At 67.7% G+C, this 12,483-nt stretch carries 13 protein-coding genes; 5 read left to right on the top strand and 8 right to left on the bottom strand.

Annotated elements, in window-relative coordinates; all coding sequences use genetic code 11:
- Window positions 1-18 precede the first annotated feature (18 nt).
- Both ACYQ5L_RS02730 and ACYQ5L_RS02725 read left to right on the top strand, forming a co-directional pair.
- Complete coding sequence (locus tag ACYQ5L_RS02730) at window positions 19-1,221, top strand: sensor histidine kinase (protein ID WP_459955242.1); 1,203 nt, start codon at window positions 19-21, stop codon at window positions 1,219-1,221.
- A 30-nt stretch (window positions 1,222-1,251) separates the two neighbouring features.
- Window positions 1,252-1,914: a response regulator transcription factor gene (locus ACYQ5L_RS02725; protein WP_459955241.1), complete on the top strand. Its 663-nt coding sequence runs from the start codon at window positions 1,252-1,254 to the stop codon at window positions 1,912-1,914.
- Here ACYQ5L_RS02725 and ACYQ5L_RS02720 read toward each other — a convergent pair whose 3' ends face one another.
- A complete protein-coding gene (locus tag ACYQ5L_RS02720) occupies window positions 1,915-2,622 on the bottom strand; it encodes an ArsR/SmtB family transcription factor (protein ID WP_459955240.1) in 708 nt (235 codons plus the stop codon). It lies immediately after the preceding gene.
- Between the two features lie 64 nt (window positions 2,623-2,686).
- On the opposite strand from ACYQ5L_RS02720, the gene ACYQ5L_RS02715 reads away from it, so the two are divergent.
- Together ACYQ5L_RS02715 and ACYQ5L_RS02710 are read left to right on the top strand one after the other, a co-directional pair.
- Window positions 2,687-3,382 (top strand): hypothetical protein, encoded by a 696-nt coding sequence (locus ACYQ5L_RS02715; RefSeq protein WP_459955239.1) that lies wholly within the window; start codon window positions 2,687-2,689, stop codon window positions 3,380-3,382.
- Entirely contained in the window at window positions 3,379-4,155 is a 777-nt protein-coding gene (locus ACYQ5L_RS02710) for an isocitrate lyase/PEP mutase family protein (protein ID WP_459955238.1), read from the top strand. Before ACYQ5L_RS02715 ends, ACYQ5L_RS02710 begins: the two co-directional genes overlap by 4 nt.
- 3 nt (window positions 4,156-4,158) lie before the next feature.
- Here ACYQ5L_RS02710 and ACYQ5L_RS02705 read toward each other — a convergent pair whose 3' ends face one another.
- Window positions 4,159-4,809, bottom strand: coding sequence for a vWA domain-containing protein (locus ACYQ5L_RS02705; RefSeq protein ID WP_459955237.1), 651 nt, complete (start codon window positions 4,807-4,809; stop codon window positions 4,159-4,161).
- Between the two features lie 190 nt (window positions 4,810-4,999).
- Between ACYQ5L_RS02705 and ACYQ5L_RS02700 the strand changes: the two genes are divergently transcribed.
- Window positions 5,000-5,794: an LLM class flavin-dependent oxidoreductase gene (locus ACYQ5L_RS02700; protein WP_459955236.1), complete on the top strand. Its 795-nt coding sequence runs from the start codon at window positions 5,000-5,002 to the stop codon at window positions 5,792-5,794.
- On the opposite strand, the gene ACYQ5L_RS02695 is transcribed toward ACYQ5L_RS02700, so the two are convergent.
- From ACYQ5L_RS02695 to ACYQ5L_RS02670, 6 genes are all read right to left on the bottom strand, one after another.
- The gene (locus ACYQ5L_RS02695; protein ID WP_459955235.1) at window positions 5,791-6,561 is read right to left on the bottom strand and encodes a phytanoyl-CoA dioxygenase family protein; all 771 of its coding nucleotides are present in this window, start codon (window positions 6,559-6,561) and stop codon (window positions 5,791-5,793) included. The genes ACYQ5L_RS02700 and ACYQ5L_RS02695 overlap by 4 nt on opposite strands.
- Window positions 6,562-6,689: 128 nt before the next feature.
- On the bottom strand, window positions 6,690-9,245 hold the full coding sequence (locus ACYQ5L_RS02690) for an ATP-dependent Clp protease ATP-binding subunit (protein ID WP_379192283.1): 2,556 nt from the start codon (window positions 9,243-9,245) through the stop codon (window positions 6,690-6,692).
- 250 nt (window positions 9,246-9,495) lie between these two features.
- Window positions 9,496-10,455 (bottom strand): esterase/lipase family protein, encoded by a 960-nt coding sequence (locus ACYQ5L_RS02685; protein ID WP_459955234.1) that lies wholly within the window; start codon window positions 10,453-10,455, stop codon window positions 9,496-9,498.
- Window positions 10,456-10,565: 110 nt separating this feature from the next.
- Window positions 10,566-11,123: an anthrone oxygenase family protein gene (locus ACYQ5L_RS02680; RefSeq protein WP_459955233.1), complete on the bottom strand. Its 558-nt coding sequence runs from the start codon at window positions 11,121-11,123 to the stop codon at window positions 10,566-10,568.
- A 150-nt stretch (window positions 11,124-11,273) separates the two neighbouring features.
- Window positions 11,274-11,897 carry an FHA domain-containing protein gene (locus ACYQ5L_RS02675; protein ID WP_379192279.1) on the bottom strand — a complete coding sequence of 208 codons (624 nt, stop codon included), beginning with the start codon at window positions 11,895-11,897 and terminating at the stop codon, window positions 11,274-11,276.
- A gap of 198 nt (window positions 11,898-12,095) precedes the next feature.
- Window positions 12,096-12,458, bottom strand: coding sequence for a histone-like nucleoid-structuring protein Lsr2 (locus ACYQ5L_RS02670; protein ID WP_379192277.1), 363 nt, complete (start codon window positions 12,456-12,458; stop codon window positions 12,096-12,098).
- Window positions 12,459-12,483 lie beyond the last annotated feature (25 nt).

Below are 12,483 nucleotides of genomic sequence, written 5' to 3'. Positions count from 1 at the left end.
CGGCGCTACGGTTCAGCTATGGAGACGAGTGGGGGACGAATCGGGCGGTGGGACGTACCGCTGGCCGCGGCGGTCGCCGCGATCACGGTGATCGCGGGGACCTTCGCGAATCAGCACCAACCGGATATGCGCGCCCTGGACGTGCTCGGCTACGCACTGCTGGTGGCGGGACCGCTGCTGCTGATCGTGCGGCAGGTGTACCCGTATCCGGTGTTCTACGGGGTGCTGGCCGCCAACGCCGCCTATGTGCTCATCGGCTACGGCTACGGCCCGATCTTCCTCTCGCTCATCATCGCCTTCCTCACCGCCGCCGTCATCGGATCCCGTTGGTACACATACGCTGTCGTGCCGCTCGGCTATCTGCTCATGGTGTGGCCGGTGCCCGGATGGCGCGGCTACGAGAGCAATGGCTGGCGGGAGTTCGGGCTGCTGGCCTGGCTCGTGGTGCTCGTCGCCATTGCCGAGGGCATCCGGCAGCGCCGCGCGGCCGTGCTGGCGCGGCGGCAGCGGGAGGAGGAGGCCCGGCGCAATGAGCAGGCGCAGCGCGCCCGGGAGCTGGCCGAACGCGAGCAGCGGGCCAGTGCGGAACGGCTCGCCATCGCCCGCGATCTGCACGATGTGCTGGCGCACAGCCTTTCGCTGATCAATGTGCAGTCCTCGGTCGCCCTGGAATTGATCGATCGCAAGCCCGAGCAGGCCGCCACCGCCCTGGCCGCCATCAAGACCGCCAGCAAGGACGCGCTCGGCGAGGTGCACGCGCTGCTGCGGTCCATTCGCTCCAGTGCGGGCACCACCACCGCGCCCACCACCCCGGCCATCGGCATCGGCGATCTCGACGGGCTCACCGAGTCCGCGCGGACCGCGGGCGTGCTGGTGCGCACCATCGTGACCGGGTCGCCCAAACGGCTGCCGTCGGTGGTGGACGTGACGGCGGCGCGCATCGTGCAGGAATCGCTCACCAATGTGGTACGGCACGCGCCCGGCGCGAGTGTCCTTGTCACCGTGCGATATTCGGCCGATCGGCTGCACCTGGCCATTGACAACACCCGCCCCGACCGGCCGCCGCTCGCCACCCCCAGCGGCGGGCACGGCATCACCGGCATGACCGAGCGCGCGCACGCCCTGGGCGGCCGCCTGCTGGCCGAGCCCAAACCCGACGGCGGCTTCCGCGTGGAGGCGCGCCTGCCCATCCACCTGGCACATCCGGAACCGGCCGCCTAGGTTCGACGTGCCGGCGATACGGGAGGTTTCGTGAGCATTCGAGTACTGATCGCGGATGATCAAGCGCTGGTGCGCGGCGGGTTCGTCGCACTGCTGAACGCGCAGGACGATATCGAGGTGGTCGGCGAGGCCGACACTGGCGAGCAGGCCGTGGCGCTGGCCCGCGAGCTCGTCCCCGATGTGGTGCTCATGGATATCCGCATGCCGGTGCTCGACGGGCTGGCCGCCACCCGCGCCATTGCCGCCGCACCCGAGCTGGCCGAGGTGAAGGTGGTCGTGCTGACCACCTTCGAATTGGACGAATACGTTTTCGAGGCCATGCGGTCCGGGGCCACCGGATTCCTGGTCAAGCACACCGAGCCCGCCGATCTGGTGAAGGCGGTGCGCGTGGTGTCCGGCGGCGAGGCGCTGCTCTCGCCCAGCGTCACCAAACGCCTGGTGGCCGAATTCGCCACCCACGCCAAACCCGCGCCCGAGGGCAGTTTCTCCGAGCTCACCGACCGGGAACGCGAGGTCATGACGCTGGTCGCCGAGGGGCTCACCAATGCCGAGATCGCCGAGCGGCTGTTCATGAGCCCCGCCACCGCCCGCACGCACGTCAGCCGGATCCTGTTGAAGCTCAATGCGCGCGACCGCACGCAGCTGGTGGTCATGGCCTACGAATCCGGGCTGGTCCGCCCCGGGTGGCAATAGCTAGGCCAGCGCGGCCGGTTCGATGCCGAGCAGATCACGCAGTCCCGCTTCGCCTTTCGCGGTGACCGCCATGGCGCGGCCGGAGCCGATCCGCTTGACCCACTCGAGTTCCTGCAAGCGGCGGCACACCTGCGCCCCGGCGGCGCCGCCGAGATGGGTGCGCCGCTCGGTCCAGTCCAGGCAGGGCTTGGCCACCGGGCGGCGCGTCTTGCGCAGGGCCGCCGGATCGATGCCGAGCGGTCCGGTCAGCAGGGCCAGACCGCTGCCGGTGAGGGCGAAACCCGCATCGGGATCGAGGAATTCGCGCGCGGTGAGCGCATCGGTGATGGCGACGCCGAGCCGGCCCGCGAGATGGTCGTAGCAGGTCCGCCCGCGCGCCAGGGTGGCCGCGACGGTGACCGCCTTCAGCCCCGTCGCCTCGGTGCGCGGCGGTCCGGCATAGGCGACCATGGCCTCCAGCAGTTCCGCCACCCGCGAATCCGCCAGCTGCACATACCGATGCCGCCCCTGCCGCCGCTCCGCGAGCAGCCCGCCCGCCAGCAGCCGGTTCAGATGCTCGGTCGCGGTGGAGGCCGCCACCCCGGTGTGCCGGGCGAGCTCACCCGCCGTCCACGCCCGGCCGTCCAGCAGGGCCAGGCAGATATCGGCCCGCGTGCGGTCGGCCAGCAGGGTGGCCAGCGCCGCCAGTTCGGCTCCTCCGGATCGCATGACGCCATGATCGTCCGCAATCACTTCGGCGGCCACCGAAATATTCCGGGCATACCGTCTGACCATGCCCCGGACCTGCCCCTTCCTGACCGATCCCGACCAGGTGCGCACCGCCCTGACCCAGGCGCCCGTCCCCCACGTCCCGCCGGTTCGCGACCCGATCGGCCTGGCCTGGCTGCGCGCCCACGTCCCGCGCTTCAGCGACGGCCCGGACCACGTCCGCCGCCGCGCCCTCGTGATCGCCGAACTCGACCGACTGTCCCCCGCCGACCTCCGCGCCCGCGCCCGCGCGGCCGCCGACCGGCCGCTCGCCCACGTCGAGGTGTTGATCGAGGCCCTCGCCCTACCCGGCGCTTCGGTCGACGCCGTGAAAATCGTTGCCGCCCACTATCATCCGCACGAGCCGGGCAGTTCCGCCGCCGATGCCGCCGTCGTCGAACTGGTCGCGGCCTGCGGCGGCACCGCCGACGAGGTGACCGCCGCCAAGATCTGCGTCCTGGTCCAGGCCTGCGCCGCCACCGACGCCCTGCTGGCGAACGTCCGCGAAACCGAAACCACCGGCACCCCCGACGAACGCATCGCCCGCACCATGCACGAGAACCCGCCCCTGCGTTCCACCCGCCGCGTCATCGACGGCGAACTCGTCGAGCTCGATATGCGCCATCCGGGACTGGGTTTCGGCGCCGGCCCGCACGCCTGTCCCGGCCGGGAGCACGCCATCGCCCTCGCCGCCGGCCTTCTCGAAGGAGCCCAGCAATGACCAACACGGACATCTTCCACGCCCTGCACCACGGCCCCGGCCCGCTGATCCTCCCCAACGCCTGGGATTTCGGCTCCGCCGCCATGCTCGCCGCCGCCGGATTCCCGGCTGTCGCCACCACCAGCCTGGGTGTGGCGGTCGCGGCCGGTCTCGCCGACGGCGAAGGCGCGACCCGCGCCGAAACCCTCGCCCTGGCAACCAGGCTCGCCCGCCTGCCGATCCCCGTGACCGTCGACATCGAAGCCGGTTTCAGCGAGAATCCAGGCGAGGTGGCCGAATTCGTCGCCGAACTCGCCGAACTGGGCATAGCCGGGGTCAACCTCGAAGACGCCCGCGCCAATACCGCGCTCGCCGCACCCGAGGACCACGCCGCCCTCATCGCCACCGTCAAGGCCCGCACCCCCGGCATCTTCGTCAACGCCCGCACGGACACGTACTGGCAGCAGCGCGACGAGGATTCGACGATCGATCGAGCCCACCGCTACGAACAGGCCGGAGCCGACGGCATCTTCGTCCCCGGCCTCACCGCCCCGGACAGCATCGAAAAGTTCGTCGCCGCGGTACCCCTCCCACTCAACCTCCTCTACTCGGCGACCGGCCCCTCCCTCACCACCCTCACCGAACTGGGCGTCGCGCGTATCAGCACCGGTTCCCTCCTGTACCGGGCCGCCCTGGGCACGGTCGCCGACCTCGCCCGCACCATCCTCGACGACCGGCCGGTCACCCCCACCATCCCGAGCTATCGCGACATACTCGCCCTGACCGGCGCGTGACGGTCAGCGTCCCGGATTCGACTGGTCGCGCTCGGCATCCGTGAAGCCGTCATCGGCGAAAGCCTCGCCGGGCGCGGCCGATTGGATGCGGCCGGTGTAGGAGGCGGCGGCACGGAAGACACCGGAGACGCCCTGCGGAGCGGCGGCGTAGGTAATGGATTGGCGGGGCGAGAAGCCCATCTCGGTGCCGATGGCCACCGCGTCCATATTCGCGCCGAGGAACAGGAAGTTCCATTTGTAGACGTCCTGCTGCTGGGTGATCAGGGATTTCACGGCGGAGTGCGACCACTCCCGGCTCGAGTTCTCGTGGCCGTCGGTGAGCACGACGATGATGACCGTGCCCGGGCGCCGGTGGTCGGGGCGGGCCGCCAGCTCCGCGCCGACCTCGGTGGTGAGCTTGCCTACCGCGTCGTAGAGGGCGGTCATGCCGCGCGGCTCCAGCTTCAGGGGCGGGACCTCGGCGAGCGGGCGATTCTTGTACACCACCTCGTATTCGGTATCGAACTGGGCGAGGGTCACCTCGATCTGTTTGGGCACCTCGCGCTGCTGCTCCATATAGGCGTTGAATCCGCCTTCGGTATCGGACTTGATGGACTGCATGGAGCCGGAGCGGTCCAGCAGTACGGCTATGAGTGTGAGATCCGGATTCGTCATGGTCGACCCCTGAGCGGCTTGTTACCAACCCCATCGACGCTACGCTCGCCCGCTTACGATCGACCGTGGCAAAACCTTGCGGTACCGGCGGTTTCGGTGTGGGGCGAAGGTGCGAATACGTCAGCGGACGTAGTCGAGGTGCCGCCTGGAAACCGATTCGCCGACAATCGGCCGCGCGCATGCTCGACCCATGAGCATGAACTTCGGCCTCGTCACCGTCCCCCGCTCCGGCAGCGACTGGGTTCGTACCGTTCGGAATGCGGAGCAGCAGGGCTACGGCTCCATCCAACTCCCCGATACCCTCTACACCCCGTCCCCCTTCCCCGCCCTGGCCGCCGCGGCCGCCGTCACCTCCACCATCCGGCTGCGCCCTACTGTGCTGGCCGCCCCCATGCGCTCGGCCGCCGCCACCGTCCGCGAAACCGCGGCCCTGCAAATGCTTTCCGACGGCCGCTTCGAACTGGGAATCGGCGCCGGGCGACCCGACGCCCAAGCCGAGGCCGAGAAGTTCGGCGTACCTTGGGGTTCCGGCGGCGACCGCCGCCGCCACCTCGTCACCACCATCGAAGCGGTCCGCGCCGGCGTCCAACCCACCCCCGCCATCGTCATCGCCGCCAGCGGCCCCCGCATGCTGGCCACCGCCGCCGAACTCGCCGACCGCATCCACCTCGCCGTGGACCCCTCCGCCACCGAGAACGACATCGCCGAAATCGTCGCCACCGTCCGCGACCACACCGACCGCCCCATCGCCTTCACCCTCCAGGCCGTCGGAGTCGGCATCCAGCTCCCCTACTACCTGTCCGCCCGCATGGGGCTAACCAGCGACCAGCTGCGCGACTCCGGGGCCGCGGCCCTCATCCCCGCCGATCCGGCCGAGGCGGCCGAGCTCCTGGAATACCGCCGCGAGAAGTATGGCATCGACGAACTCCTCGTTCCCGCTGAGCTCGCCGAGCCGTTCGCCCCGATTCTCGCGCGCTGCCGCTAAGCGGCCAAACCCTGCCGAATCGCCTGCTCAACCGGCGAATACGCGCCGTCCGCCCTATCCAGGACGCACGGTTCGCGCAGCAACAACGGCGGCTGTGCCAAGAAGCGGGGGTTTCGACCATGGTGGGGTTGTGCGGCATGCACGAGAAACGGATGGCAGAGGTACACATCACCCGCGCGGCCGGTGGCGAGAACCTGGCGTAGATCGGCGGTCGACCGATCCATGGTCAGCTGCCCCAACATCGCGCCTGCTTCGCCGAAGGGCTGCAACAGTTTCGGCAGGCGCAAGTGCGAGCCGACACGAATGCGGGTCGGCGCGTCCTCGTCCTCGATATCGGAGAACAGGAAGAGCATGAGCAATGCGCGACCCTTCGACTGCACATTGACCCGCCACTGCATGTAGTCCAGCGGCTCGTCGCCGGGAAAGCTGACATCGATATGCCAGCCATCGTCACCCGGGGATTTCCGGCTCGGGAAGCGGATGGGAAAGGTGCCCAGACTGTTTCGAGGTAGCCAACGTCCCGGTCCAACAAGTTGGTCGAATGCCTCGCGGAGTGCGGGTGCGGTGGCGGCCTGCGCGAACGGCGCTTCGGTCTGCTCGCCGAGCCGGATCACCGGCTGGGTCCAGGTAGCCGGATCGTCCGGATCGCATCCGCTCGCCTTCCAGAGGATCGCCCGACCGGCCGCGGCCACCTCGGGCGCGAACGCCGCCTCCACTTTCACGAATCCGTCGGCAATGAATGCGGCAATCTGATCTTCGGTGAGCAATACGGTCCTTTCGTCGCCCGCCCCCGATCGAGGATGGCCGAAACCATCACCGAGACGCCATCGAATTTCCTGACCGGAACGGAGAAAGCCCCTCTCACCAGTAGTGAGAGGGGCTTTCGAACGGACCGTTACTCGCCGGAGGCGGCAGCAGCCGGGGCATCACCCGCGAGGGCGACGACCGGCTTCTCCTCGCCGGAGTCCTTCTTGGTCAGCTTGGCCTTGCCGGTGAAGGTGAACTTGGCGTTCTCGCCCTGGCCTTCGCCGTCCCAGCCCTCGACGTCCACGACCACGGTCTGGCCGGCGCCCAGCTCGCCGAAGAGGATCTTCTCCGAGAGCTGATCCTCGATCTCGCGCTGGATGGTGCGGCGCAGCGGGCGGGCGCCGAGCACGGGATCGAAGCCGCGCTTGGCCAGCAGGGACTTGGCCTGCGGGGACAGCTCGATCTCCATGTCCTTGTTCTTCAGCTGCTTGGCGACGCGGCCGATCATCAGGTCCACCATCTGCACGATCTGATCCGTGGTCAGCTGGTGGAAGACGATGACATCGTCGATGCGGTTGAGGAATTCGGGGCGGAAGTGCTTCTTCAGCTCGTCGTTGACCTTGAGCTTCATCCGCTCGTAGTTCGAGCCCTCCACGTTCGACTGCGCGAAGCCGAGGCCGACCGCCTTCGAGATGTCCTGCGTGCCGAGGTTCGAGGTGAAGATCAGCACCGTGTTCTTGAAGTCGACCGTGCGACCCTGGCCGTCGGTGAGGCGGCCGTCCTCGAGGACCTGCAACAGGGTGTTGTAGATCTCCTGGTGGGCCTTCTCGATCTCGTCGAACAGCACCACCGAGAACGGCTTGCGGCGCACCTTCTCGGTGAGCTGGCCGCCCTCTTCGTAGCCCACGTAGCCCGGAGGGGCGCCGAAGAGCCGCGACGCGGTGAAGCGGTCGTGGAACTCGCCCATGTCGATCTGGATGAGCGCGTCGTCATCGCCGAACAGGAAGTTCGCCAGCGCCTTGGACAGCTCGGTCTTACCGACGCCGGAGGGACCGGCGAAGATGAACGAGCCCGAGGGACGCTTGGGGTCCTTCAGACCGGCGCGGGTGCGGCGGATGGCCTTGGACACGGCCTTGACCGCATCCTCCTGGCCGATGATCCGCTTGTGCAGCTCGTCCTCCATACGGAGCAGACGGGTGGTCTCCTCCTCGGTGAGCTTGAACACCGGGATACCGGTCCAGTTCGCGAGGACCTCCGCGATCTGCTCGTCGTCGACCTCGGCCACGACATCCAGATCGCCGGAGCGCCACTGCTTCTCGCGCTCGGCCCGCTTGGCGACGAGCTGCTTCTCCTTGTCGCGCAGCCGCGCGGCCTTCTCGAAGTCCTGCGCGTCGATCGCGGACTCCTTCTCCCGGCGCGCCTCGGCGATCTTGTCGTCGAATTCGCGCAGGTCCGGCGGCGCGGTCATCCGGCGGATGCGCATGCGCGCGCCCGCCTCGTCGATGAGGTCGATGGCCTTGTCCGGCAGGAAGCGGTCGTTGATGTAGCGGTCGGCCAGCGTGGCGGCCGCGACCAGCGCGCCATCGGTGATGGACACCCGGTGGTGCGCCTCGTAACGGTCGCGCAGACCCTTGAGGATATTGATGGTGTGCTCGACGGTCGGCTCGCCCACCTGCACCGGCTGGAAGCGGCGCTCCAGCGCGGCATCCTTCTCGATGTACTTGCGGTACTCGTCGAGCGTGGTGGCGCCGATGGTCTGCAGCTCACCGCGAGCCAGCTTGGGCTTGAGGATGGAGGCCGCGTCGATGGCGCCCTCGGCCGCGCCCGCACCCACCAGGGTGTGCAGCTCGTCGATGAACAAGATGATGTCGCCGCGGGTGTTGATCTCCTTGAGCACCTTCTTCAGGCGCTCCTCGAAATCACCGCGGTAGCGGCTGCCCGCGACCAGGGAACCCAGGTCGAGGGTGTAGAGCTGCTTGTCCTTCAGCGTCTCCGGGACCTCGCCGTTCACGATGGCCTGCGCCAGGCCCTCGACCACGGCGGTCTTACCCACACCGGGCTCGCCGATGAGGACCGGGTTGTTCTTGGTGCGGCGGCTCAGCACCTGCATGACGCGCTCGATCTCCTTCGAGCGCCCGATGACCGGATCCAGCTTGCCCTCGAGGGCGGCCTGGGTCAGGTTGCGGCCGAACTGGTCGAGCACCAGCGAGGTGGACGGGGTGCCCGCCTCACCGCGGGTGCCGGACTCCACGGCCTCCTTGCCGCCCTGGTAGCCGGACAGCAGCTGGATGACCTGCTGGCGCACGCGGTTGAGGTCCGCGCCCAGCTTGACCAGCACCTGCGCCGCGACGCCCTCACCCTCGCGGATCAGGCCGAGCAGGATGTGCTCGGTGCCGATGTAGTTGTGGCCGAGCTGCAGCGCTTCGCGCAGCGACAGCTCCAGCACCTTCTTGGCACGCGGGGTGAAGGGAATGTGACCGGACGGCGCCTGCTGGCCCTGCCCGATGATCTCCTCGACCTGCGACCGCACACCCTCCAGCGAAATGCCCAGGGACTCCAGGGACTTCGCCGCGACACCCTCACCCTCGTGAATCAGGCCAAGCAGGATGTGCTCGGTGCCGATGTAGTTGTGGTTGAGCATCCGGGCCTCTTCTTGGGCCAGGACAACGACCCGCCGCGCGCGGTCGGTGAACCTCTCGAACATCGCTCCCTCACTCTCCTGCTCCGCCGTCTACGGCATCCGGCGCTTCAGACCCTGTGCTGCCCTTCTGGTCGCCAGCCTGCCATGAAGCCCTGGGGTTGCATCCCCCACCTCCCACTCTAGTTGGCAGGGGTCACGCCCGTCGTCCGTCCACCCTATTGCGAACCGGCGACAGTACGACTCATTCCCTCATAACGGGGCTGTAGCCGGGAACGTTTCCACCCCGGCTACGCCCACAGCGAACACGGGCGGATTACCCCGTGAAGGGCGGGATGAACTCGCAGACGACCGGCCGCGGATGCGCCGGATCGAGGGCATTGAGCATGAAGCCCGCGGTGCGGGGACTGCCGGCGATGGCCATGTGCTCGGAGAAGTCGGTCGCGCAGCCATCCTGCACCACGATGTTCACCGCATTGGGCGCTTCGATCAGACCGGCCGTATAGGGGAAGGCGATCTCGTCGTATCTGGTCGCGATATTGGTGTAGGTGACCTGCGGGGCGTAGACGCCGTCGGCATTGAGCGCGGTCATGAAGCCGGAGCCGCCCAGCATTTGCGAGCAGACGTAGCAGACGCTGCCCACGATCATGTTGTCCACGGTGTCGGGCTCGATGCCGAGCTGCCGTCCCATGGTGCGCACCATGTCCATCTGATCGCCCGCGCCGCCGATCCACGGGCCGGCGATGGAGACGAACCGCTCCACCTTCGCCGCGCCGCCGAGGCGTTTCACCATGTACTGGCCGACAATGCTGCCCTGCGAGTGGCTGACGAAATCCACGCGCGCCGCGCCCGTGGCGGCCAGCACGCGATCCACGAAAGCCGAGACCTGCGCGGCGCTTTCGGGCACCGGTCGCAGCCCGCCCAGCGCGTTCAGCGGGAACGGCAGATCCAGGCTGCCGTAGGTGAGCGCGTACACGCAGTAGCCCTCATTGGCCAGCAGCGGAGCGTAGGCGCCCCAGTTGGTCTGCGCGCCGCCCGCGGTGCCGTGCAGCAGCACCACCGGATTCGGATGCGCGGCGGTCGGTCTGCACGACCAGTCATTGGAACCCGGCAGGGAGCCACCGGGATTCGCCAGCTCGTACGGGATGCCCGCGAAGAAGTTGTAGTCGACCGGATATTCCGCGCGAGCGGTGCCGCTCGCCCCCACCCATAACATCGCCAGAACAGCCATGACCAGCATCGATCCCGGCGAACGGCGCAGCAGCGCACGTCGCATGAGCCCCTCCAAAAAATAGAACGCGTTCCGGTAACGTAACCGGAACGCGTTCCAGGCAAGAGCCTTACCGACGGGTAATTTATGAAACCTGTTGCTGTCAGTACCGGTTATTACCGGCCCGGCGCGTAACCCGCCGCCACGCCCGCCGGCTGCGCCGCCGACTCGGACTTGCCGTGCTGCATGCCCGCCACGAACAGCGCACCGCACAGCACCAGGAAGGCCAGGGTGTGCAGCACCGCGCGCAGGATGTTCCAGCGGATCCAGGCGGACTCGAACTGGGCGCGCACCGCCGCCAGATCGGCGATCTGCCCGGGATCGCCCGCCGCCTCCAGCTGGTTGTTCAGCGGCACGTTCAGCCCCGCGGTCACCGCGAACGCAATGATATTGAGCACCAAAGCCACCACCAGCCAGATCAGCGTGGTGCGAACATCTTTGCCGAGGTGCAGGGCCACCGCCAGCACCGAGAATCCGACGGTGCCCAGGAAGCCGATCATGAACCACGGATTGAGGATCACCACATTGATCTTCTGCATCACGTCGATCATGGTGCGATCGTCGGACTGCCGAAGCGCCAGCATGACCGAGTTGGCGTACGCGTAGAACACTCCGGCGATCAGCCCGGTCGACAGCGTGGCCGCCACCAGTGCGGCGATGCGAAGTGCGAACATGAAACTCTCCTGACTGGATCTGCCACCCGCGGAATTCCCGGGCGATCAACGACTTCCAGTCAACCGGGACCGGGAGCGGGTCTCCATGGCCGAGAAGCTCGCACACATGAGCGGGCGTCCACAACACCACCGCGCCCCCAATTCCGGGGGCTACAAATCCCGTTCGGAGATGACTCCGGATTGCAGCGCCAGATTGGCCAGGCGCACCCGCTTGGCGTTCTGCGGCAGGTCTTCCACGCCGAACTTGGCGAACAGCGCGCGCAGATGGGTCTTGATGGCGTCCACGCTGAGGAACAGCTCGGCGGCGATCTGCTGATTGGAGGCCGGCGAGGCGAAACCGTCATTGCCGCGCAGCGGGCGGCACAGCGCGATCAGGACCGAGCGCTGGGTTTCGGTGAGCGAGCGCAGCGTGGGCAGGCCGCCGGTGGAGGTCTGCGTGATATCGCCTGCGGCGCCGCTGAAATCGTGGAAGGTGACCCGGGAGGTGCCCATGCGGATGACGTCACCGGGCTGGAGCCGATGCCTACCAACCAGTCGGTCTCCATTAACGAACGTGCCATTGCGCGAGAGCCCGTCATCGACGATGGTCCAGTGCGCACCCAGATATTCCGCGGTCGCGTGCAGCCGCGACACCTCGGCATCCCAGAACAGCGACAGATCGGCCTGGGGCGAGCGGCCGATGGTGATGCGCGGCTGATCAGGAGTCAGCATCAGCTCGTGCTGCTGGCCCTCGTGATCCTTGACTCGCAGGAATGAACCCGGAAATGCGGTCACTGCGCCGATACCTCTTCTCTACATCCAGCCAGTGACATCGTTCGCACAGTTTCAATGGTGCCGTGCCGCAGGGGCACGAGCAAGATCGTGGCTCGGAGATGGGCAGGCACTACCCAAACGAGTTATACGCAAAGCGTATGAACAAACCACTGCCGCCCGGGTTCGCACGAAACACCCGAGCGGCAGTCGCAAAGAGCACTAGTTCTTCGCCGCAGCCTTGTTGTACGCCTCGGTGATGTCCGCGGAGATACGTCCGCGCGCCGAAACCTTGTGTCCATTACGGCGAGCCCATTCACGAATCGCGGCACTTTGTTCGCGATCGATCGAGACCCGGCTCTTCGGGCCCGCGGTCGCCGCAGCAGCGGCCTTGGTACGACGGCGGCCGCTCACGCGACGAGCGTTGGAAACCCAAACCTCCAGACCGTCCCGCAGCTTGGCCGCATTTGCCGTCGACAGGTCGATCTCGTACGAGACGCCATCGATAGCGAACTCGATGGTCTCGTCCGCGATGGACTCACCGTCGACATCGTCGATCAGGCTAACGGTGACCTTCTTTGCCATGAGATGAACGTCCTCTCGAAATCGT

The organism is Nocardia sp. IFM 10818 (assembly GCF_054655275.1).
This window is presented reverse-complemented; position numbering and strand designations above follow the sequence as displayed.

Coding starts and splice junctions, on each gene's coding strand:
- ACYQ5L_RS02705 (WP_459955237.1), bottom strand. CDS start 4,809: ATGACGAATCCGGATCTCACACTCATAGCCGTACTGCTGGACCGCTCC.
- ACYQ5L_RS02685 (WP_459955234.1), bottom strand. CDS start 10,455: ATGCGACGTGCGCTGCTGCGCCGTTCGCCGGGATCGATGCTGGTCATG.
- ACYQ5L_RS02680 (WP_459955233.1), bottom strand. CDS start 11,123: ATGTTCGCACTTCGCATCGCCGCACTGGTGGCGGCCACGCTGTCGACC.
- ACYQ5L_RS02690 (WP_379192283.1), bottom strand. CDS start 9,245: ATGTTCGAGAGGTTCACCGACCGCGCGCGGCGGGTCGTTGTCCTGGCC.
- ACYQ5L_RS02670 (WP_379192277.1), bottom strand. CDS start 12,458: ATGGCAAAGAAGGTCACCGTTAGCCTGATCGACGATGTCGACGGTGAG.
- ACYQ5L_RS02720 (WP_459955240.1), bottom strand. CDS start 2,622: ATGCGATCCGGAGGAGCCGAACTGGCGGCGCTGGCCACCCTGCTGGCC.
- ACYQ5L_RS02700 (WP_459955236.1), top strand. CDS start 5,000: ATGAGCATGAACTTCGGCCTCGTCACCGTCCCCCGCTCCGGCAGCGAC.
- ACYQ5L_RS02715 (WP_459955239.1), top strand. CDS start 2,687: ATGCCCCGGACCTGCCCCTTCCTGACCGATCCCGACCAGGTGCGCACC.
- ACYQ5L_RS02710 (WP_459955238.1), top strand. CDS start 3,379: ATGACCAACACGGACATCTTCCACGCCCTGCACCACGGCCCCGGCCCG.
- ACYQ5L_RS02730 (WP_459955242.1), top strand. CDS start 19: ATGGAGACGAGTGGGGGACGAATCGGGCGGTGGGACGTACCGCTGGCC.